18 protein-coding genes are annotated in these 20082 nt (G+C 68.5%); 8 read left to right on the top strand and 10 right to left on the bottom strand.

Annotation, left to right across the window (positions count from 1 at the left end; translation table 11 throughout):
* The first annotated feature begins 25 nt into the window (after positions 1–25).
* Together WS51_RS02695 and WS51_RS02690 are read left to right on the top strand one after the other, a co-directional pair.
* Complete coding sequence (locus WS51_RS02695; protein ID WP_059770389.1) at positions 26–1366, top strand: hemolysin family protein; 1341 nt, start codon at positions 26–28, stop codon at positions 1364–1366.
* Between the two features lie 22 nt (positions 1367–1388).
* Positions 1389–1973, top strand: coding sequence for a thiamine phosphate synthase (locus WS51_RS02690; RefSeq protein WP_059949597.1), 585 nt, complete (start codon positions 1389–1391; stop codon positions 1971–1973).
* A gap of 40 nt (positions 1974–2013) precedes the next feature.
* On the opposite strand, the gene WS51_RS02685 is transcribed toward WS51_RS02690, so the two are convergent.
* Entirely contained in the window at positions 2014–3663 is a 1650-nt protein-coding gene (locus WS51_RS02685) for a DUF3459 domain-containing protein (protein ID WP_059543012.1), read from the bottom strand.
* Between the two features lie 318 nt (positions 3664–3981).
* On the opposite strand from WS51_RS02685, the gene WS51_RS02680 reads away from it, so the two are divergent.
* Positions 3982–4692 (top strand): class I SAM-dependent methyltransferase, encoded by a 711-nt coding sequence (locus tag WS51_RS02680; protein WP_069228553.1) that lies wholly within the window; start codon positions 3982–3984, stop codon positions 4690–4692.
* 176 nt (positions 4693–4868) lie between these two features.
* Here WS51_RS02680 and WS51_RS02675 read toward each other — a convergent pair whose 3' ends face one another.
* Positions 4869–5522: a DUF1345 domain-containing protein gene (locus WS51_RS02675; RefSeq protein ID WP_069228552.1), complete on the bottom strand. Its 654-nt coding sequence runs from the start codon at positions 5520–5522 to the stop codon at positions 4869–4871.
* Between the two features lie 135 nt (positions 5523–5657).
* On the opposite strand from WS51_RS02675, the gene WS51_RS02670 reads away from it, so the two are divergent.
* Entirely contained in the window at positions 5658–6383 is a 726-nt protein-coding gene (locus WS51_RS02670) for a metallophosphoesterase (protein WP_060361612.1), read from the top strand.
* Positions 6384–6479: 96 nt separating this feature from the next.
* Here the strand turns inward: WS51_RS02670 and WS51_RS02665 are convergent, their stop codons facing one another.
* Both WS51_RS02665 and WS51_RS02660 read right to left on the bottom strand, forming a co-directional pair.
* Complete coding sequence (locus tag WS51_RS02665) at positions 6480–7178, bottom strand: RES family NAD+ phosphorylase (protein ID WP_059503612.1); 699 nt, start codon at positions 7176–7178, stop codon at positions 6480–6482.
* A 2-nt stretch (positions 7179–7180) separates the two neighbouring features.
* Positions 7181–7600, bottom strand: a complete 420-nt coding sequence (locus tag WS51_RS02660) for an MbcA/ParS/Xre antitoxin family protein (protein ID WP_059450723.1) — start codon at positions 7598–7600, stop codon at positions 7181–7183.
* 231 nt (positions 7601–7831) lie between these two features.
* Here WS51_RS02660 and WS51_RS02655 point away from each other — a divergent pair, with 231 nt between their 5' ends.
* Positions 7832–8614 (top strand): ABC transporter substrate-binding protein, encoded by a 783-nt coding sequence (locus WS51_RS02655; RefSeq protein ID WP_034194975.1) that lies wholly within the window; start codon positions 7832–7834, stop codon positions 8612–8614.
* A 977-nt stretch (positions 8615–9591) separates the two neighbouring features.
* Here the strand turns inward: WS51_RS02655 and WS51_RS02650 are convergent.
* Together WS51_RS02650 and WS51_RS02645 are read right to left on the bottom strand one after the other, a co-directional pair.
* Positions 9592–11064 (bottom strand): sigma-54 dependent transcriptional regulator, encoded by a 1473-nt coding sequence (locus WS51_RS02650; RefSeq protein WP_059770396.1) that lies wholly within the window; start codon positions 11062–11064, stop codon positions 9592–9594.
* 438 nt (positions 11065–11502) lie between these two features.
* Positions 11503–12420 carry a metal-dependent hydrolase gene (locus tag WS51_RS02645; RefSeq protein WP_059942205.1) on the bottom strand — a complete coding sequence of 306 codons (918 nt, stop codon included), beginning with the start codon at positions 12418–12420 and terminating at the stop codon, positions 11503–11505.
* Positions 12421–13034: 614 nt separating this feature from the next.
* Between WS51_RS02645 and WS51_RS02640 the strand changes: the two genes are divergently transcribed.
* Positions 13035–13376 (top strand): FKBP-type peptidyl-prolyl cis-trans isomerase, encoded by a 342-nt coding sequence (locus tag WS51_RS02640; RefSeq protein ID WP_059450863.1) that lies wholly within the window; start codon positions 13035–13037, stop codon positions 13374–13376.
* Positions 13377–13402: 26 nt separating this feature from the next.
* Entirely contained in the window at positions 13403–14170 is a 768-nt protein-coding gene (locus tag WS51_RS02635) for an AraC family transcriptional regulator (RefSeq protein WP_060128444.1), read from the top strand.
* Positions 14171–14240: 70 nt separating this feature from the next.
* On the opposite strand, the gene WS51_RS02630 is transcribed toward WS51_RS02635, so the two are convergent.
* A complete protein-coding gene (locus WS51_RS02630) occupies positions 14241–14714 on the bottom strand; it encodes a winged helix-turn-helix transcriptional regulator (protein ID WP_060128474.1) in 474 nt (157 codons plus the stop codon).
* A 154-nt stretch (positions 14715–14868) separates the two neighbouring features.
* Between WS51_RS02630 and WS51_RS02625 the strand changes: the two genes are divergently transcribed.
* Entirely contained in the window at positions 14869–16101 is a 1233-nt protein-coding gene (locus tag WS51_RS02625) for an MFS transporter (RefSeq protein WP_069228551.1), read from the top strand.
* A 157-nt stretch (positions 16102–16258) separates the two neighbouring features.
* On the opposite strand, the gene WS51_RS02620 is transcribed toward WS51_RS02625, so the two are convergent.
* From WS51_RS02620 to WS51_RS02610, 3 genes are read right to left on the bottom strand one after another with little or no spacing between them, the layout of a single operon-like run.
* Positions 16259–17425 (bottom strand): glycosyltransferase family 4 protein, encoded by a 1167-nt coding sequence (locus WS51_RS02620; protein WP_059450717.1) that lies wholly within the window; start codon positions 17423–17425, stop codon positions 16259–16261.
* Positions 17425–18609 carry a glycosyltransferase family 4 protein gene (locus WS51_RS02615; protein WP_059503623.1) on the bottom strand — a complete coding sequence of 395 codons (1185 nt, stop codon included), beginning with the start codon at positions 18607–18609 and terminating at the stop codon, positions 17425–17427. The genes WS51_RS02620 and WS51_RS02615 overlap by 1 nt, the downstream gene beginning before the upstream one ends.
* Positions 18606–20072, bottom strand: a complete 1467-nt coding sequence (locus WS51_RS02610; protein WP_059503625.1) for a chorismate mutase family protein — start codon at positions 20070–20072, stop codon at positions 18606–18608. The genes WS51_RS02615 and WS51_RS02610 overlap by 4 nt, the downstream gene beginning before the upstream one ends.
* Positions 20073–20082: the final 10 nt, after the last annotated feature.

Raw genomic sequence — 20082 nt, 5'->3', positions numbered from 1 at the left:
GGCCTGTCATGACTGGAGCGATTCTTTGTTACAGATCTTCGCGCTCATCGGCGCGTTGTTCCTGGTGGCCCTCAACGGGTTTTTCGTCGCCGCCGAATTCGGCCTCGTCAAACTGCGCGCGACGCGCGTCAAGACACTCGCCCGCAAGCACGGGCTGCGCGGGCGCATCCTCGCGGTCGTGCACGGCCGGCTCGACGCGTATCTGTCCGCCTGCCAGCTCGGCATCACGCTCGCATCGCTCGGCCTGGGCTGGGTCGGCGAGCCGGCGTTCGCGGAACTGATCGGCCCGCTGCTCGACCTGATCGGCGTGCAGTCCGAACGCATCGTGCACCTGATCTCGCTCGTGTTCGCGTTCTCGCTGATCTCGTTCCTGCACATCGTGGTCGGCGAGCTCGCACCGAAATCGATGGCGATCCGTCAGTCGGAAAAGGTCGGCCTGTGGGTCGCGCTGCCGCTCTACGCGTTCTACTGGGCGATGTATCCGGCGATCTGGGTGCTCAACACCAGCGCGAACGCGGTGCTGCGGCTCGCGGGGCTGTCGGCCGACCATGGCGGCGATGCGCACTATTCGACCGACGAACTCAAGCTGATCCTGCGCAGCCGCCGCAGCGCGGGCAACACGGCTCAACCGGCGCGCGGCACGTACTCCAACGACGAGTGGAACACGCTCGCGCACTCGCTCGATTTTTCGTCGATGACGGTGTCGGACCTGATGCGGCCGGCGCACGAAATGATCGGCCTGCGCCGCGACCTGCCGCTGCCCGACAACATGGAGATCGTCGCGCGGCATCGCTTCAGCCGCTATCCGCTGTTCGAGGACGCGTCGCGCGAACAGGTCAGCGGACTGATCCACCTGAAGGACCTGCTGCTCGCGCGTCATGCCGGTGCGGCGCTCGAGGACCTGTCCGACTACGTGCGCCCGGTGCAGTACGTGAAGCCCGACACGCCCGCGCTGGAGCTGTTCCGCCGGTTCCGCAAGGGCGCACCGCACTTCGCGCTGGTCGGCAACAAGGGCCAGAAGCCGATCGGCTTCCTGACGCTCGACAACCTGCTCGGCGCGCTGGTCGGCCAGATTCACGACGAATTCCGCCAGGGCGATGCGGACTGGAGCCGTCTCGACGACGGCACGCTGATGGGCAAGGGAAGCCTGCCCGTCGTGTCGCTCGAGCAGGCGCTCGGCATCGACATCGACGAAGGACGCGCGGAATCGGTCGGCGGCCTCGTGATCCAGGCGCTCAGCGATTTGCCGACCGAAGGGCAGCGCGTGTCGTTCGACCGCTTCGACGTCGTCGTGAAGAAGATGAACGGCCCGCGCATCGTCCTCGTGCGCGTCTATCCGAAGATCGCGAAGGAGGCCGACGAGTGACGGCCCCCGCCCGCCGCGTGCGATGACGCCGACGCTGCCGCGCTGCTACGTGATCACGCCGGAGCCGACGTCCGCGTCGGCCGCGGATTGCCATGCATTCCTCGACAGGCTGTCGGCCGTGCTCGCGCGCGGCGAGACGCTCGTGCAGTTGCGCGTGAAGTCGCTCGATGCCGACGCGTTCGCGCGGCTGGCCGCCGATGCGCTCGCGCGCTGCAACGCGGCCGGCGCGCAACTGATGCTCAACGGACCGATCGACGCGGCGGGCGTGATGCAGCTCGACGGCGCGGGCTGGCACCTCGACGGCGCCGCGCTGCGCGCCGTCGCGCAACGGCCGCTGCCGGCCGCGCGCCGCATGTCGGCCGCATGTCACGCGGCCGACGATCTTGCGCTGGCCGCACGCGCGGGCGTGGATTTCGTCACGCTGTCGCCGGTGTTGCCGACACTCAGCCATCCCGGCGCGCCGACGCTCGGCTGGACGCGTTTCGCCACGTTGGCCGCACAGGCCACGATGCCGGTCTATGCGCTCGGCGGCATGACGCGCGCGCATCTCGACGACGCGCGCCGCCACGGCGCGTACGGCGTCGCGGGCATTCGCAGCTTCTGGTGAGTGTGCAGCGGGGCACGCCGGCCCCGCCAGTCCGCAGGCATCATGCGCGCGGAACGGGACGCATCGCACGCCATGCGTTGTCGCGAATCAGGCGCACGTCGTGCGTCAGCGCGTATTGGTTGACGTCACCCGTCAGCCACGCGACGAGCGAATACGGCGGCAGCTCTCCTTCATCGATCCGGTCGCGTGCGCGTGCCGGCGTCTCGAACACGACCTGCCCGCTCGGCGCATCGAACGGCACCGCGTCGGGCGACAGGTTCAATGCGATGGTCAGCGTCTCGTCATCGGCGAGCCGCCATGACGCGAGCAGCGCATCGGCGTCGCCGTCACCGCTCGCCTTCAGCGCATGCGCGTCCTGCGGCCGGCAATCGGACAGGCGCGGCGCAATCAGCTTCGCGCGCACCGCGAGCGCCGACTGCACGAAATGCGCACGATCGGCATCGCGGGCGGTTTCATCGTAGACCAGCGGAATCTGCGGCGTGAGCAGCGAAAGTGCAAGCGCCGCGAGGCCGGGAGTCTGCTCGCGATCGCGATGCTCGCTCTCGCGCCATGCGCCATCGGACAACACCAGCGACGTGAGCGACAACCCTTCGGCATGCGAACCGTCGCCCGCCGTGGCCGGCTGGAATGCCGCGCCTGCCGCGGTCAGCGCACGCGCGAGCGTGTGGATCGACTGGTGCGGCGAAATCCCTTCGTGCGCGGCCGCGTCGCGCCCCGTCAGCCGGTGCAGCGCGCGTTCTCCGCAACCGTTCCACTGCGCATCGAAATGCGTATCGGCCAGATGCACCGGATGACGCTCGCTGCCGAGCACGAGGTGGATCATCCGGTCGGCCGGCACGGCCGCACGCACGCGATCGGCGATCTCGCGCAGCCACGACGTGCCGATCCGGTCGGCCTCGCGCAGCCGCAAGCCGTCGCAACGATATTCGTCGATCCAGTACAGCGCGTTGTCGCAGAAGAAGTCGCAAACCTCCGGATGGTCGAGGGCGAGCGGCGGCGCCTGCAGTGGATCGTCGCGCGTATGGAAGAACGGCGCCGCGTAATGGCGCAGCGCGTCGGTGCCGCTGCCGAAGCGCGCGTAGTCGAGCTCCAGCAGGACCGCGAGGCCGTAGCCGTGCGCATCGTCGATCAGCGCCTTCAGCGCGTCGGGGCCACCCTCCGCCGCGAGCGGCGCGAACGGCAGGCTGTCGTGCGGCGACGCGAGCAATTCCAGCGCGGTCACGCCGAGACGCGCAAGCCGGGGCAACCGCCGGCGCACGCCGTCGAAGCCGCCCACCGCATGCGGGCGAATCGCGTACAACGCGATGTCTTCCCACGGACGTCCGCGCCAGAACGTGTTGCGCCATGTGAACCCGCGCGGATCGACGACCTCGCTCGGCCCGTTGAGCCCGTCCGGTTGCGAACGCGATGCGGGATCGGGAATCGACGTGACGTCGTCCAGCCGGTAACGATAACGTGTGCCCGCGCCGCATTCGACGAACGCTTCGAACCAGTGCGGACCGGCCGCCGCCATCGGGACGAGCGCGGGGCCCATGCCCGTATCGAATTCGAGTTGAACGTGCGTACTGCCGGGCGCCCACACGCGGAAATGCGTGCGCGGCGACGTGCCGAGCGCGCCGCAGGGCTGCGCGCCGAACGGCAGGCAGTGAATGTAGTGCTGCGCATACGGATCGTGCGGACAATCTGACATCATGCGCTCCTCGTGCGTGCCGAGCGGCATGGCCGCGCGCCGGCGCGGCACATCGGACCCGGCATGCGACGGCCAGGCAGGGGGGAAGAAAAGTATGCGCCGGTTTCGCGGGCGCGACGCACGGAATCTTCACATTTTTAAATGCGAATCGACCCCGGCGGCGTTTGCGCGCAACGCACGCCGAGTCGGGTAGTTCGCATACCGGAATGTCTGCTCGCCTTGTTGCGCGGCCGGCCCGCGCTTACGCTCGGGGCGAAGCGCGTGGACGCCCCGTCCGCGCCCGCACCCGCACCCGCACCCGCACCGAGGAAATCCGTCATGTCGCTCCCCGCCAGCGCCGCGAAGTTCGATCCGGCACGCGCGCACGAATACGCCGAACAATCCCGCATCGCGCTCGCCGGCTACGACGCGTGCCACGAACTTGCCGCGTGCATGCTTGCTTCGGCGATCGCAGTTCCCGACGCGCGGCTCCTCGTCGTCGGTGCAGGCGGCACCGGACAGGAAATCTGCGTGCCCGCCGCGCTGGAACCCGGCTGGCAGTTCACGGCCGTCGATCCATCCGCACCGATGCTCGCGCTCGCGCGTGCCAACGTCGAAGCGGCGGGTTTCGCCGTACGCACGCAATTCGTCGAGGCCGGCGTCGACGCGCTGCCCGATGAGCCTGCGTTCGACGGCGCGACGCTGATCGGCGTGCTCCATCACGTCCCCGGCGACGCGGCGAAAGCCGCGCTGCTGGATGCGATCGCGCGACGCGTAAAGCCCGGCGCGCCGCTCGTGATCGCGGGCAACCATCGCCGCTACGCGGAGCACCCTCGCCTGCTCGACGCATGGCAGCAGCGCTGGCGGATGAAGGGCGCGACGCCCGACGCCGTGCGCGCGCAGCTTGCGAAAATCCTGCAGGGCGCCGATCCGCCGGCTGACGAGGAAGCCATATTCGCGTTGCTGCGCGATGCGGGTTTCGATGCACCGTTGCGCTTTTTCTCGAGCCTGTTCTGGGGCGCGTGGATCGCGGTGCGGCGCGGTACGTGACGATGCGAAACGGCGCGACGCGGCAGCTTCGGCGCGGCCGACATCCGGATCTGCTTCCCGCGCGAAGCCACGATGGCGCGCGGCGACGGCGGCACGCGCCAGGCGATCGCGCGCGTTCTTCGGTGATCCACGCGCGGCCCGGCCGGCCGCCGCATGCGCGGCTCAATTCATCCGCTTCAGCTCAACAACCCTGCCGCGACGTTGATCGACAGCCCGAGCACGGCCATGTTGAAGTAGAACGACAGGATCGACTGCGCGAGCACCGCGCGCCGGGCGGAACGGTTCGCGAGCGACACGTCGGCCGTCTGCGACGCGACCGCGAGCGTAAACGCGAAATACAGGAAATCCCAGTAATCGGGCTCGGGATTGCGATCGGGGAACCGCAATGCGCGATCGCCGCTCGGCGAGCCGTAATAAAGCCGCGCATAGTGCAGCGTGAAGATCGTCGGAATCAGGAACCATGCGCCGAACAGCGTCGCGCCCGTGATCGCGTAATGGCCGAGCCCGGCGCGAAAGCCGACGTTCTTCGCGGTGGCGAGCTCGATCGCGATCGCGGCAACGCTCGCGACCGTCGCGATGCAGATGACCGTCAGCACCGTCGTCGCATTCTCGTCCTCGCGGATCGCGATCTCGCGCACCTGGTGATGATGCGCGCTGACCATGCGCGCCCACATCAGCACGAGATACAGCCAGATCGTGCAATCCCAGCCGATCAGCGCACGCGCGGTCGGCCTCAACTGCAACGGCAGCAGCACCGCGCACAGCACGCCCACGGCCAGGGCGGCGACCATGCGCGGCCGGTTGCGTAATACCTGCGGATAAAGCGTCATCGTACGATTCCGAAAGCGGATGGAAAGGATTCGCCGGCGTGCGAACGGCCCGTTGCACGGCGCCGTGCGGTACCGCCCCGATTATCGCCATTCCTGCGTGACGTTGCGATGGGCGCGAGCGCCTAAGATATCGGGATGACTCCCGTCCTCTGCCACCACCCCGCGAACACGGCCGGCCGCGACTTCGTCGTCGGCGATCTGCACGGTTGCGTGGATGTGCTGCGCGCGCTGCTGCACGACATCGGCTTCGACGCGGCTCGCGACCGGCTCTTCTCGGTCGGCGATCTCGTCGATCGCGGCCCCGCGTCCGAAACCGCGCTCGAGCTGCTGGACCGCCCGTGGTGCCACGTGGTGCGCGGCAATCATGAAGAAGTACTGAGCCTCGTGTCGCGCGGCAAGCTGTCGCCCGACGCGTGGCGCGGAATCGGCGGCGACTGGGGCGCCGATCTCCCGCCGGAACGGCTCCACGCGCATGCGGCGCGCGTCGACGCGCTGCCGCTCGTGCGCGTGATCGGCGACGGCCCCGCGCGCTTCAACGTGCTGCATGCGGAATTCTTCGGCACGGACGCCGAACTGGACACGGGCAGCTATTCGCCCGAGGTGCGCGAGCGACTGATCTGGGGGCGCGACCTGGTGCAGGGCCTCGCCGACCCGGCCCGGCAAGCCGGCCTGTCGCTCACCTGCACCGGCCACACGCCGGTGCGCGCGCCGCAGCATATCGGCGCGCAATGGTTCATCGACACCGGCGCGTTCGCGCCGTCCGGACGCCTGACGATCGTCGAGCCGCGCACGGGCGAGACGTGGTCGCTCACCCAGGCCGATGCGCGCGCGCGTCACGCGGGCGACCTGCCGCTGCCTTGATGCCTGTCGCCCGTAACGGGCCTCGAACCGGCAGCGCGCCGGGCGGGCGCGACACGCGCGCGTGCGCGCGGGCGGTGGACCCGGCGCGCACGCTGGCTAGCCGACCTGATTCAGCTCGAACACCGCATCGATCGCGAAACCGTTCCAGTTGTATTCGAGATATGCCGCGTGATGACAATCGCGCAGCAACGTCGTGCGAAACGCCGCGAGACATTCGCCGCGCGGGTCGCGCACCGACGGATAGACGATCCCCGCGCCGCCCGCATTGCGCACCGCGCGGCCGAGCGCCTGCCCGGCGCTGTAGTCGAGCGGATCGAGCAGCCCCGGGCTGCGCTGCGGCCACGCGCGCACGTCGGCGACTTCGCCCTGCGCGTACACCGTGTACAGCCGCATTTGCTGGCGCATCGGCGCTTCCTTCGTCGCGGCCAGGAACAGGCCGCTGTGATAGCGCGTCTCGGCGATCGCCGTATCGCGCGAGCGCGCGCAGTAGAACACGCCATAGTTGCCGTCGGAAAAGCGGCTGCCTTGCGGATTGAGGTGCGTGAACGCGGCCATGATCGGCCCCCAGCCGGGGCCGTAGCGACGTTCTGCCGGCGGCACGAGTTCGAGCGTGCCGACTTCGTTGCGGATGCGGTCGTTGGTCAGCGATTCGAGCGCATAAAGCGCGTCGAAATCCTCGGCGGCCGCGACGCGGTCGAACAGGTTGATGGCCGGAAAACGGGTGGGAATGACGCGATAGGCAGGCGCCCAGTCGACGACGGTCGTCGGCCAGGGGCGTATTTCTTCGATCGGCATCGTCACGCCCAGCCACCCCGCATCGCATCGAGATATTGACGGACGGCAACCAGGTCGCCGACGTTGCCCGCGAGCATGCGGTCGAGCGCGCGCTTGCCGCCGAACGGCGCGGCATCGTTGGGCCGCTTGACCCAGGTGTCGGCCGCCGCAGGCTGCGGCAGCAGGATCTGCAGCGCCTTGTAGATACCGAGCAGCAGCGATAGCCGCTCGAGCGTATCGCGCGGCAGGCGCGCCGATTCCGGCGCGGCCTTCCACTTGAAGAACGTCGAGCGGCCGGGCGATCCGAGCAGCACGATCTGTTCGTCGATCGTCAGCTCCCAGTCGCGCGCGATATTGAAGAACGCGCGCAGGCCGGCCGCCGACATCTGCGCGACCGACGCCTGCCGCGGGGCGGAATGCGGATTGAAGGCGGGCTGTGACATGATCGTTAGTCTCGAAACGAATTTACTAACAAGATTAGTCCATTTCCGTATTTTTGCAAGGGTCGCCCCCCGTGGCGTCGATCTTCCTCCGAAGAATCGATATTTTTTGTCCATTCTGGACTGCAATTTTATTTTCTGCGTTAATGACCGTGCGGACAGCGCGGCGGGACGCGATGCGTGCCCGCAGCGACTGTATCGCCGGAACCGGATAGACCACGCCAAGGAACCACCATGAAGAGACTGATTGCCGCCGTTTCGATCGCCCTGCTCGCGGTATCGGCAGGCCCCGCCGTCGCGAAGGACTGGACCACGCTGCGCTTCGGCACCGACGCCAGCTACGCGCCGTTCGAATCGAAGGCGCCCGACGGCAAGCTCGTCGGCTTCGACATCGACCTCGGCAACGAGATCTGCGCGCGGCTGAAGGCGAAGTGCGTGTGGCTCGAGAACGATTTCGACGGCATGATCCCGGCGCTGAAGGCGAAGAAATTCGACGCGGTGCTGTCGTCGATGTCGATCACGCCGCAGCGCGCCGAACAGATCGGCTTCACGACGAAGATCTACAACCAGCCGACGCGCCTCGTCGTGAAGAAGGGCTCGCCGCTGCTGCCGACGGCGGAATCGCTGAAGGGCAAGTCGATCGGAGTCGAACAGGGCACGACGCAGGAAGCGTATGCGAAGGCGTACTGGGCGAAGCAAGGGGCGAACGTCGTGTCGTACCAGAACCAGGACGGCGTGTATGCAGACCTGACGGCGGGCCGCCTCGACGCCGCGCTGCAGGACGAGGTGCAGGCCGCGATCGGCTTCCTGAAGTCGCCGCGAGGCGCGGGCTACCAGTTCGTCGGGCCCGAACTCGTCGACGAGAAGGTGCTCGGCATCGGCGCGGGCATCGGGCTGCGCAAGGAAGACACCGACCTGAAGGCGAAGATCGATCGCGCAATCCTCGACATGGTCAAGGACGGCACGTACAAGCGGCTCGCGTCGAAGTATTTCGACTTCGACATCTACGGCGGCTGAAGCGGCGCCGCGCGCGCACGGGTGCGATAACCGTCGCGCGCGGACCGACCGCCCCTCCCCCTGCCCGCCGGACGACGACGCCTCCCTGACGTTCGCCGCCGCGCCGGTTCATCGTCCGACTCGCGCATCGGACGTCGCACATCATTCGCATTGCAGACGGATCGCCTGCGCTGGCGACCGCAGGCGCTCGACGTCGTCAATAAGCGAAGATCGGGCGCCGGGGGACCGGTGCCCGCGTGCACATCCCCATGCGGATCGGGTTGGCGAGCAGGAAAGTGCCGGCCCGGCGCGGATGACCGGGTATCAGCCGGATCCGCCTCGCACCGGGCGCGGAGAGATGGCCTGTCGACGCATGCCGGCCGGCGGAAAGTTGCGCGGTCGACCGGCGATGGGCCGAATCACTGCGATCGCGGCCTGCGGGCCGCGGCGTGTGGCGATCGTTCGTCATTTTTCTACCCCGTGTTCTCCGTAGCTTGTACCGGCGACCGGACACAGCCGGCGCCCCGACGATCCGTCGATGACGGTCCATGCCGTGGCGAACGGGCCGTGCTGCCCGTGCGCGCGGTCATCCCCGTGGACTGCGTCCTTGCCGGTTCTTGCAGGGTTCGTTGCCGAACCGGCCGGACGCCACGTCGTCGACTTTCGCCACTCGAACTGCGCAAGGAGCGGGCCAGCTTCGCTACGGGTCGGCCGCACAAGGCTTTCGTCGGACAAGCCCGTGGCCGGAACGGGCGCAACGGGCGGGACGTTGCGAAACTGAAACATGCCGCGCGCAGGCGGGCACGTTCGTGAGGCGGCAACGCCTTGCGGGACAAGGCGCGCGGACGATGAGGAAAATTTTCCCGGCACGGGCGGCATGCCGCCACGCGGGTTTCACGGGTCGATTCGGGCGGCCGCCGGCGCGAAACGTTTCACGCGCTTTACATGGTGCCGGACACGCCCGTCAGCAGCGCGCGCGAGCGCCTCCGTGCCGCCGTTCAGCCGACTCGCTGATGGTCGGCGTCGTCGGGCGGCGCGCCGTCCTTTCCGCCGTTGTCGCCATTGCCGTCGTGATCGTTGAGCCCGTGCTCGATCATCATCCGGTAAAGCGTGACGCGCGAGATGCCGAGCTCGGCGGCGGCCTTGTTGATCCGGTGATCGTTGCGCAGCAGCGCGTTTTCGATCGCGGTGCGCTCGGCGAGCGAACGCGCCTGTTCGAGCGTCACGGGCTCCGTTTCGCCCGGGATCTCGAGCCCTAGATCGTGCGGCGTCAGCAGCCGGCTCTCGGCCATCACGATCGCGCGGCGCACCCGGTTGATCAGCTCGCGCACGTTGCCGGGCCACTCGTAGCGGCGCATGGCGTCGAGCGCGGCCGACGTGAAGCCGCTGATCTTGCGGCCGCTGTCGGCCTTGTATTTCTGCAGCACGTAATGCGCGAGGATGTCGATGTCCTTGCCGCGCGCGCGCAGCGGCGGCTCGTGAATGCGCAGCACGCAGAGCCGGTGGTACAGATCCGCGCGGAAGCGTCCGGCCTCGACGGCGCCGTCGAGATCCACGTGCGTCGCCGAGATGATCCGCACGTCGACCGGAATCGACTCCTGGCCGCCGAGCCGTTCGATCTTCCCTTCCTGCAGGAAGCGCAACAGGCTCGCCTGGCTTTCGACCGGCATGTCGCCGATTTCATCGAGAAACAGCGTGCCGCCGTTCGCGGATTCGATCCGGCCCGCGCGACGCTGGTTCGCGCCGGTGAATGCGCCGCGCTCGTAGCCGAACAGTTCCGACTGCAGCAGGTGATGCGGAATCGCGCCGCAGTTGATCGCGACGAACGGCCCCTTGCCGCGCACCGAGCGCTGGTGGATCGCGAGCGCCGTCAGCTCCTTGCCGGTGCCCGACTCGCCGGAGATGAACACGCTCGCATCGGTTTTCGCGACCTTGCGGATCGTGCTGAACAGTTGCTGCATCGCTTCGCAGTTACCGATCATCCCGTGCTCGCCGATCGACGCCGCGTACGCCGCGCCGTCGACGCGATCGAGCGCGGCCATCCCGCGCGCATGGCCGAGCACGTGCGAAATCCATTCGTACGGCAACGGCAGCGTCACGTAATCGAAACAGTAGCTGCGAATCAGTTCGCGCACGGCAGCGGTGATCGTGATGCCTGCCTGCGCAACGGAGATCCAGCCGATCGCCGGCTGGCTCAGGCACGCCTTCAGCGCGGGATAGTCGCGCGACGTGAAGCCCGCGAAATCGATGAGCCCGGCCGCGACGTTCACGCCGGACGTCATGTTCTGCGCGGCGCCGGCCGTCTTCGCGACGGAGATGTCCCAGCCGAGGCCGCGCAGTTGCGCCAGCAACGGCTCGTCCGGTGAACGCATGATCACGAACAGCTTGCGTCCGGCCTCGGGGGCGGTAACGGACACGAGCGGCGTCTCGGACGCCGCCGTCCCGCTTGCGTCGGGTGACCTTGCAACCATCGTTGTTCCCCGCTTGGCGTTGGTATCGTGCGCCGGCTCGCCGCCGCATCCGAAGGACCTCGATCGAACCGACATATTGGCCGCATTTCCGTCCGAATAAAATCCCCCCGGGCAATAATCGCGCGCCGGGCGGATCCTTTCATGAACGGTATATCGGTGCCGCCGATGCGCGGCTAGATGGGTGATATCCCGGTGGCGAAAACCGTGCGAAAACGCGGTCGTACGCGTATTGGGCGCGCGAAGCCGCGCCGGTGCGGGCGCGCCGGTGCGACATGCGACACATGGAAGGTGGAATCGAACCGGCGGCGGGCACCGGCGCGGCACGGGCGGCCGCACCGGCACGCGCTCGCGCAATCGTTTCCCGCTTGACGCCTGTCAATCGTCGGAAGAAGCCGGGTTGATGCACGAACGCAACACGTGCCGCGCGGCGCGGCGGCGTCAGCGCCCCGACGCGAGCGGCGCGAGTGCGTTGGCGCGACCGCGGCCAGCCGACGCGCCGTCGTGTTCGCCGTAGGCGGCGACGAGCGCGTCGACGCGCGCGAGGTGGTGGCGGTTGTCGTGGTCCCACGGATGGAAATCCGGCCGGAAAAAGCTCAGCCACTCACGCGCGATGCGCGGGAACAGCCCGCGGCGCGGCCCGTACAGGAATGCAATCATGCGCAGCATGCCGCGCACGCGATGCCTGATGTCGCGATCGCGCGACAGCAGCGTCACATGGATCAGGAACACGGTCGGCCAGAAGGTCAGCGTCGTCAGCAGATACACGCCGATGCGGATCAGGTAGCGGCGCGGGCCCGGCTTCATCACGGCGTTCCATACGTCGTAGGACACGGCCTTGTGCTCGGTTTCCTCGAGCGCATGCCACAGCCACATCTGCCGGTAGCCTTCCACCGAGCCGTCCAGGCGCGTCGGGTCGCGCAGCAGCCAGTCCGCGAGCATCGCCGTGTAATGTTCGGCGGCGACCGTGTGCGCGAGCTGCACCGAATGAGGCAGCGTGCGCTTCGCGAAGCCGAGCACCGTCCATACGCGCTTGTCGAGCTTGCGCGCGGGCAGGCGGTTGGCCTGCATCAGCTCGTTGTATTCGACGTGCTCGCGCGTATGCATCGCTTCCTGGCCGATGAAGCCGAGCACCTGGCGCTTGAGCACCGGATCGTCGATCCGGTCGCGATAATTGCGCACCGAATCCATGAAAAAGCGTTCGCCGGCCGGAAACAGCAGCGACAGCGCATTGAAGAAGTGGGTCACGTGCGGGCCGAGCCCGTTCCAGTCCTTCGCGCGTTCGACCGGCAGGTCGAAGCGCAGGTCGCGGCGCACCGGCATCACCTCGGCCGCGGTGGCGGAAGCGGCTGACTTCATGTTCGTCGTTCTCCTGGTTTTCGGCGGCCCCGGCAGCCTTCGCGGCCTGGTCGGCGCGGCCCGGGCAGCGCATCGCGCAACGCCGAAATCTTGACATCGATAACTGTAAAGATAGGCGCGGGCCGCCGCCGCGCGCAAGTCGCGCGGTAGATGCGCACTTCCAAACGGGGCACGGTCCGGGCCGCGAAAAAAGCGCCGCCGAAACGGCATGCGGGCGCGTCGCGGTTCGAACGCGAACGCCGTCGCGCGGCTGGCACACGTGGGTCATGCGCCGTGGTCGAAACCGGCGCGAAAGCACCGTGCGACGGGCATCGCGCGCATTCGCGGGGCGGCGTTCGGCGCGATGCCGAGCGGCCGGGCCGCACCGATTCATACGCATGCGGCATTCGCTCCGCGCGCCCGCGTCGAACCGGTTCGCGAGAAAATTCAAACGCGCGTTCCATTCGCGTTCGGGGCGCGATGCCCGAACGTCGCGCCGATCGACGTCCGATCGACATCCGATCGACGTCCGATCGATGGAAGAGCGGGATGCCGCCGCGCCCGAGGCGCGCGCGGCGGCACCGTGCGCGCTCGCCTACAATAGCGGCTTTATCGAACTCTTTTCAGGAGAAGTCATGACTGTCACCACGACCGCATCGGGCCTCAAGATCGAGGATCTGACCGAAGGCACCGGCGCGGAAGCGCAAGCCGGCAAGACCGTCAGCGTCCACTACACGGGCTGGCTGACCGACGGTCAGAAATTCGACTCGAGCAAGGACCGCAACGACCCGTTCGCGTTCGTGCTCGGCGGCGGCATGGTCATCAAGGGCTGGGACGAAGGCGTGCAGGGCATGAAGGTCGGCGGCGTGCGTCGCCTCACGATCCCGCCGCAACTCGGTTACGGCCCGCGCGGCGCAGGCGGCGTGATTCCGCCGAACGCGACGCTCGTGTTCGAAGTCGAACTGCTCGACGTCTGACGACGCCGCCGGCCGACGTCCTCCCGATGGAACGCATCCCGTCCCCCGCCGTCTCGCTGCGCCGTTACGACACGTGCGAAGCGTCCGACGTGCACGACTTTCACCAGATCGTGATCGGCGTCGACGGTGCGATGGTGATGGCGGTGGACGGCGTCGGCCAGCGCATCGACCGGCACGCGGCGTGGCTGATTCCTGCCGGCGCGCGCCATGACTACGCGGGCCTGGGCGACAATCGCCAGCTCGTGCTCGATTTGCCCGCCGCGTCGCTCGCAATGCCGCAGCGGCTGTTCGACAGCGCGCGTGCCGTGTCGATCGACCCGGCGATGACGTCGCTCGTCGCGCAGGTCGCGGCGGCGGCCACGCAACTCGACGGCCCGGGCAGCGACATGCGTCGCGCCCATCGTTTCCAGTGGCAGGCCGCCGTGCGTCTGTGCGAGGCGCTGCTCGGCGACTTCGGCGTCGCCGCGCCCGCGGCGGGCCTGGACTTCGCGCGCATCGACCGCTGGCTGCGCGCGCGGCTCGCGGAGCCGTTGCGCATCGCCGATCTCGCCGCGCACTGCGGCTACGGGATGCGCCGGTTTCATCAACTGTTCGTCGACGCATTCGGCGAAACGCCGCATCGCTACCTGCAGCGGCTGCGGCTCGACGCCGCCGTCGTGCTGCTCGCGGACGGCCGCCATCCGCTCGTCGACATCGCCGGCATGGTCGGCTTCGCCGACCAGAGCGCGTTCACGCACGCCTTCACGAAGCGCTTCGGCGTCGCGCCGGGGCGCTGGCGCGGCGAGCGGCACTAGCGCATTCGCGCGCACCGCTTCAGGCTGCCGGAAAGCCGCGTCACGGCTCACGGAGCCTCACGGCCGCGGTTTATCCGGTAACGCCTCCGCCCCCGTTGTCGCCCACCTTCCGCACGACCGTCTCTGACGCCTTCAGCGGCCGGCCGTCGTCGTGCCGAAGCGCGAGCTTGCGGATCGCGCGGCCCGTCTTGCGCTCGACCAGCACCGAATGCGGCTCGCCGCGCTCGAACAGGTTCGCCTCGCCCCACTGCCGCAACATCACGATCACCGGAAACAGCCCCTCGCCCTTCTTCGTCAACGCATATTCCTGATATGCGCTGCCGTCCGACGCGGGCACGACTTCGAATACACCCGCGTCCACCAGCATCCTGAGCCGGTCCGACAGGATGTTGCTCGCAACGCCCAGGCTCGCCCGAAAATCGCCGAACCGGCGCACGCCGTCGAACGCGTCGCGCACGATCAGCAACGCCCAGCGATCGCCGACGATATCGGTCGCCCGTGCCACCGGGCACGGCGAATCCGCGAGACTTCTCTGCCTGGCCATATTGATCTCCGCTGTCGCGCCGGTGCCTTCGCAGGCCGCCGGCCGTCTGTGCGCGAGCCCGTTGCCCGCCGCCACACAGGTTGCATTTTAAAACTACTTTTCCTACACTCCGACTAGTTTCAAATTGCAACTACTTCAATGAGTGTGAGGCTCCATGGAATCGTCCTGCTCGGGATCGGCCGCGTCGAACGCGACATCGCGCACCGCGCGTCCGGCCGACATCGCGCGCGTGTCGACGGCGCTCGTCGTGCTGCTGGCTGTCTGCTGCGCGGCGAGCGTCGCGAACGTGTACTACGCGCAGCCGCTGCTCGACTCGATCGCACATGACTTCGGCGTATCGCAGGCGGCGGTCGGTGGCGTCATTACCGCGACGCAGCTCGGCTGCGCGCTCGCGCTGCTGTTCGTCGTGCCGCTCGGCGATCTGCTGAACCGCAAGCGCCTGCTCACCGTTCAGCTTCTGCTGCTGACCGCGGCATGCATCTGCGTGGCCGCCTCGTCGACGCGCAGCGCATTGCTGGCGGGCATGGTCGCCGTCGGGCTGCTCGGCACCGCGATGACGCAAGGGCTGATCGCCTGCTCGGCCGCGCTTGCCGGGGCCGGCGAGCGCGGCCGCGTGGTCGGCGCGGCACAAGGCGGTGTCGTGATCGGCCTGCTCGCCGCGCGCTCGCTCGCGGGTGTCGTGACGGATCTCGCCGGTTGGCGGGCGGTTTATCTGGTGTCGGGTGCGCTCGCGGTCGCGATGCTGGCCGCGCTGGCCCGCCTGTTGCCCGATGCGGACGCGCCGCGCGAGCGCATCGGCTACGCGGCGCTGCTCGGTTCGATGGTCGCGTTGCTGCGCAACGAGCGCGTGCTGCGGGTGCGCGGCGCGATCGCACTGCTGCTGTTCGCGGCGTTCAGCATCTTCTGGAGCGCGCTGGTGTTGCCGCTGAGCGCGCCGCCGCATGCGATGTCGCATACGCAGATCGGCGCATTCGGCCTGGTCGGCGCGCTGGGCGCGGCAGCCGCCGCGCGCGCGGGGCGGCTCGCGGATCGCGGCCTCGGCGAAGCCACCACCGGCACCGCGCTCGCACTGCTCGCGCTCTCGTGGCTGCCGCTGGCGTTCGCCGGTACGTCGATCGCGTTGCTGGTCGTCGGCATCGTGCTGCTCGACATCGGCGGGCAGGCCGTCCACGTCGTCAACCAGAGCATGATCCTCGGCGCGCGGCCCGATGCGCATGCGCGCCTCGTCGGCTGCTACATGCTGTTCTATTCGGTCGGCAGCGGGCTCGGCGCGATTGCGTCGACGATGACGTATGCGCACGCCGGATGGATCGGCGTCTGCGCGCTCGGCGCGGCGGTCAGCGTGGTCGCATTCGCCGTATGGGCCGTGACGCTCCGGCGTGCGTGACGCGTGTCGAAACGTCGAACACGAAGCGCGCAGCGCGAATCGCGACGTACCGGCGCGGAACGAAAAAGCCGGCACGTCCCGATCGGGCGGCCGGCATGCAGAGCCCCACGTATGTCCATGCGCGGGCTCGACCGTCGCGGCGGCGTGCCGCGTTCGCTCACCCCGCCGCCTGGATCGCCTCTTCGTACACGCCGGCGACGCGTCGCGCGATCACCGCGTTGTCGAAATGTTCGCGCGCATAGCGCTTGCACGCGGCTTCGTCCGGCAGCGCGATCGCGCCCGAGAGTGCGCCGCCGAGCCCGTCCGCGATCGCCTGCGCCCCCGTCGACGGCAGCACGAGATCGTTGGACAACCCGGCCACCGCTTCCGGCAGCCCGCCGACCGGCGTCACCAGCACCGGCGTGCCGGACGCCAGCGATTCGACCGTGATCAGCCCGAAGCCTTCGAGCGCGACCGTCGGCACGACGCTGACCGTCGCCGCGCGGTACAGCGCCGCCAGATGATTGTCGGGCACGAATCCGAGCAGCTTCACGTTGTCCTGCAGCCCCGCGTCGTCGATGCGCTGCTGCAGTTCCTCGCCGATCTTGCCCTTGCCGGCGATCAGCAGCAGCACGTCCGGATGACGGTGCTTGACGAGGCCGATCGCATCGATCAGGTCTTCCAGACCCATGCGCCGCACGAGCCGGCGCACCGCCAGCACGATCGGCCGGTCCTGCGGCAGCTGCAGCTTGTGCCGCGCCTCGGCCGGCGTGAGCGGCGTGTCGAACTGCGCGGTATCGACGCAGCCGGGAATCACGCGCACGCGCGACGGATCGATGCCGTAGCGGTTCGTCAGGATCTGGCCGAACGCCTGCGACAGCACGATCAGGCGCGACGAGCGCGTATAGACGGCCTGTTCGAGATAGCGCTTCGCGCGCTGCCCGAGCGACGCGGCGCCCTCGACCTGGCTCTCGTCGGCCCACGGGCCCTGGAAATGCGACACCTGCGGAATCCCGCGCGTCACGTCGAGGCCCGGGAACGTGTACAGCGCGAAGTGCGACGAAATCACGTCGGGCCGCTCGCTGCGGATCTGGTCGCGCAACGCGCGGCGCGCGGCGAGCATGCGGCGCGCGAGCGGCTGCGACGCGGGTCCGAAGCCCTGGATCGCGCCGCCCGTGTCGTCGGCGACCTTCGGCGAGCCGGCGACGAGCCCGCGCACCTCGACGCCCGCCCCGGGCAGCGCGCCGACGAGCGAGTAGTACATCCGGTCGAGGCCGCCCGCGCGTTCGGGGAACCAATGCATGCCGATCTGCAACGATTTGATCGGCCGGGAAGATTGGGACATTACGACTGCTCCTGCGTAACCGCATGCTCGACCCGCTCGAACGCGGACGGCTGCGAGGGTTGGCCGATGCGCCGGTAGAGCGCGACATACTGGGCGCCCATGTGGGCCCAGCCGAAACGGGTCATCAGTTCACGGGCCGCGTCGCCCATCGCGCGGCAGGTGTCGCGCGACGCCGCGAGCGCGCCGATCGCCTGTGCGAGCGCGGCCGGGTCGTCCGGGTCCTCCAACACGATCCCGCAGTCTCGCGTGATGATTTCCGCGCCGCCGGCGGTGCGTGCGGTGACGACCGGCAGCCCGGCGGCCATCGCTTCGAGCAACGACAGGCTCATCGCTTCGTAGCGCGACGGAAACACGTATGCGTCGACCGAACGCATCAGCGTCGGCATGTTCTTCACGAGACCGAGGAAGTGCACGCGCGAATCGACGCCGAGCGCGCGCGCCTCGTCCGGATACGGGCTGCCGGGCAGATAGCCGGCCACCGCGAGATGGACGTTCGCCGGCAGCTTCGTCAGCGCCTTCAGCACGGTGCCGAGGTTCTTGCGCGGCGTGCGCAAGTCGCCGACGAACAGCAGCAGGAACGCATCGTCCGGCAGCTTGAACGCCGCGCGATCGGCCTGCGCACCCGCGAACGCGCTGCCGTCGACGCCGTTGTAGATCACGCTGATCTTGCGGCTGTCGATGCCGAGCCCGGCGATCTCGTCGGCCACCTTCTGCGATACGGCCGTGATCGCGCGCGAGCGCCGGTACGCCCAGCGCTCGAGTGCCGTATTCACGCGCGTGTAGACGTACTGGTAGGCCGACCACAGCCCCTTCGTCAGCCCGAACGGGTAATACGGGCTCTTGAACCAGCCGCCGTGCACGAAGTGCGCGGTGTTCACGTCGGCCTTGATCCACGAAATGAAGCCGTTCACGTGCAGCACGTCGTACTCGCCGCGATGCGCGCGCAGCCACCATGCGCTCTTGAGCGCGAACACCTGTTGCTTGACGAGATTCGACGGCCAGAAGCCGCCGACCTTCACCGGCACCCAGCGCACGCGCGGGTCGGCCAGCAGCTCGGGCGCGACATGCGACGCGACCAGCGTGACCTCGTAGTTTTCGGCCAGCGCCGCGCGCGCGATTTCGTAATTGACGCGGCCCTGCCCGTCGTTATGTCGCACGACGTGCGTGACGATCGCGATTCTCAATGGTCGCCTCCCCGTGAACGCGCGGCGGCCGGCAGGCGTTGCGCCTTCTGCCAGTGCGCCGCGGAAAGTATCGAAAAAATGGCCGTGAACAGCAGCAGGCCGCCCGTGCCGATCAGCGAGTTGGTGAACACGAGCATCGCGAACACCGACAGGCACAGGCTCAGGCATGCGCCGACGAACTTGTCCTTGCGCAGCTTGAACGCCGCGCGCAGCGTGCGGGCGAGCAGCATCACGACGCCCGACAGGTACAGCAGCGTGCCGGGCCAGCCGAGCACGAACGGCACGTTCATCACGCCGCTGTCGAAGCTGCCGTACTTGCCGAGCTCGCCGCTGTCGCTCGACAGCTTGGTGGACGCGCCCGTCGCGCCCATCCCCTCGCCGGCGACGTCGGTGAACGCCGTTTGCGCGAAGGTCGCGTAGAACTTGTTGCGGTCGTCGTAGCTGCGGTCGTCCTTCAGGTTCGCGATCGATTGCAGGCGCGCGCCGAGCCGATCGGCCACCGGCCCGACGGTCAGCAGCGGCACGCACAGCCCGACGAGCACGACGCCGCTGATCAGGATGCGCATCCGCACGCGGTTGCTCGACTGCACGAGCTGGATCGCGAGCGCGATCACCCAGCCGCCCCAGGTCGAGCGCACGAGACACAGCGCGAACGACACGAAGCCGGCGGCGCCCGCGAACCAGCGGACCTTCTGCGGCGCGGCGAACACGAACACCAGCGCGCCCATGATCGCGAACGCGAACGGCCCCGACGAGTTCATCGTGCTGAAGACGCGGACACCGTACGGCACCGGCTCGCCCTGCGAGCCCATGTCCGAGCCGATCATCCACAGCACGTCCCACTGCGGCATCACGAAGTACTGCACGACGCCGTACACACCCATCACGAGCATGCCCCACATGAAGGTGGACAACAGCACGTCGCGGTACTCGGGATAGTCGCGCGAGTTGACCATGATGTGAAAGCCGATCAGCACCGGATACACCCAGTTCGCGAGGTCGTAGGTCGCGGCCATCACGCCGCTCGACACGATCCCGACCAGATACGCATACGTCAGCCCGAACAGCATCAGCAGCACGGGAATCCCGCGCCGCTGCGCGAGCACGCGGTAATGCCTGAGCAGCCCGAATCCGGCGATCATCGTCACCGCGAGCGGCGCGACCTGGATCAGGCTCGTCGGCGTGAACGCGCCCTTCGACCAGTCGGCGAGACGCCGCACCTCGGGGCTCAGGAACCACACCCACCACATGAAGCCGACGTAGCGCGCCGGGCTCTTGAAATACAGCCAGATGCCGACCGCGATGGCCAGCACCGGAAACGCGAGCGTCAGCACCTTGCCCTGGTGAATGGCGATCAGCGCGGCGGTAAACGTCCACAGCCCGGCCTGCCCGACCCAGTGCTTGCGCTCGGGTAACCGGCTGCGGCTGCGCGACGGTGCGCGTTCGGCGGCAATCGTGCTCATCGACCGGCTC

The sequence above is a fragment of the Burkholderia territorii genome, assembly GCF_001718335.1.
Classification (GTDB): Bacteria; Pseudomonadota; Gammaproteobacteria; order Burkholderiales; family Burkholderiaceae; genus Burkholderia; species Burkholderia territorii.
The sequence above is the reverse complement of the archived record's forward strand: the minus strand, read 5'-3'. Positions and strand labels throughout refer to the sequence as shown.

Excerpts from the sequence above, each read along its gene's own strand:
- WS51_RS02690 (WP_059949597.1), top strand. The coding sequence starts at position 1,389 with ATGACGCCGACGCTGCCGCGCTGCTACGTGATCACGCCGGAGCCGACG.
- WS51_RS02685 (WP_059543012.1), bottom strand. The coding sequence starts at position 3,663 with ATGTCAGATTGTCCGCACGATCCGTATGCGCAGCACTACATTCACTGC.
- WS51_RS02680 (WP_069228553.1), top strand. The coding sequence starts at position 3,982 with ATGTCGCTCCCCGCCAGCGCCGCGAAGTTCGATCCGGCACGCGCGCAC.
- WS51_RS02675 (WP_069228552.1), bottom strand. The coding sequence starts at position 5,522 with ATGACGCTTTATCCGCAGGTATTACGCAACCGGCCGCGCATGGTCGCC.
- WS51_RS02670 (WP_060361612.1), top strand. The coding sequence starts at position 5,658 with ATGACTCCCGTCCTCTGCCACCACCCCGCGAACACGGCCGGCCGCGAC.
- WS51_RS02665 (WP_059503612.1), bottom strand. The coding sequence starts at position 7,178 with ATGCCGATCGAAGAAATACGCCCCTGGCCGACGACCGTCGTCGACTGG.
- WS51_RS02660 (WP_059450723.1), bottom strand. The coding sequence starts at position 7,600 with ATGTCACAGCCCGCCTTCAATCCGCATTCCGCCCCGCGGCAGGCGTCG.
- WS51_RS02655 (WP_034194975.1), top strand. The coding sequence starts at position 7,832 with ATGAAGAGACTGATTGCCGCCGTTTCGATCGCCCTGCTCGCGGTATCG.
- WS51_RS02650 (WP_059770396.1), bottom strand. The coding sequence starts at position 11,064 with ATGGTTGCAAGGTCACCCGACGCAAGCGGGACGGCGGCGTCCGAGACG.
- WS51_RS02645 (WP_059942205.1), bottom strand. The coding sequence starts at position 12,420 with ATGAAGTCAGCCGCTTCCGCCACCGCGGCCGAGGTGATGCCGGTGCGC.
- WS51_RS02640 (WP_059450863.1), top strand. The coding sequence starts at position 13,035 with ATGACTGTCACCACGACCGCATCGGGCCTCAAGATCGAGGATCTGACC.
- WS51_RS02635 (WP_060128444.1), top strand. The coding sequence starts at position 13,403 with ATGGAACGCATCCCGTCCCCCGCCGTCTCGCTGCGCCGTTACGACACG.
- WS51_RS02630 (WP_060128474.1), bottom strand. The coding sequence starts at position 14,714 with ATGGCCAGGCAGAGAAGTCTCGCGGATTCGCCGTGCCCGGTGGCACGG.
- WS51_RS02625 (WP_069228551.1), top strand. The coding sequence starts at position 14,869 with ATGGAATCGTCCTGCTCGGGATCGGCCGCGTCGAACGCGACATCGCGC.
- WS51_RS02620 (WP_059450717.1), bottom strand. The coding sequence starts at position 17,425 with ATGTCCCAATCTTCCCGGCCGATCAAATCGTTGCAGATCGGCATGCAT.
- WS51_RS02610 (WP_059503625.1), bottom strand. The coding sequence starts at position 20,072 with ATGAGCACGATTGCCGCCGAACGCGCACCGTCGCGCAGCCGCAGCCGG.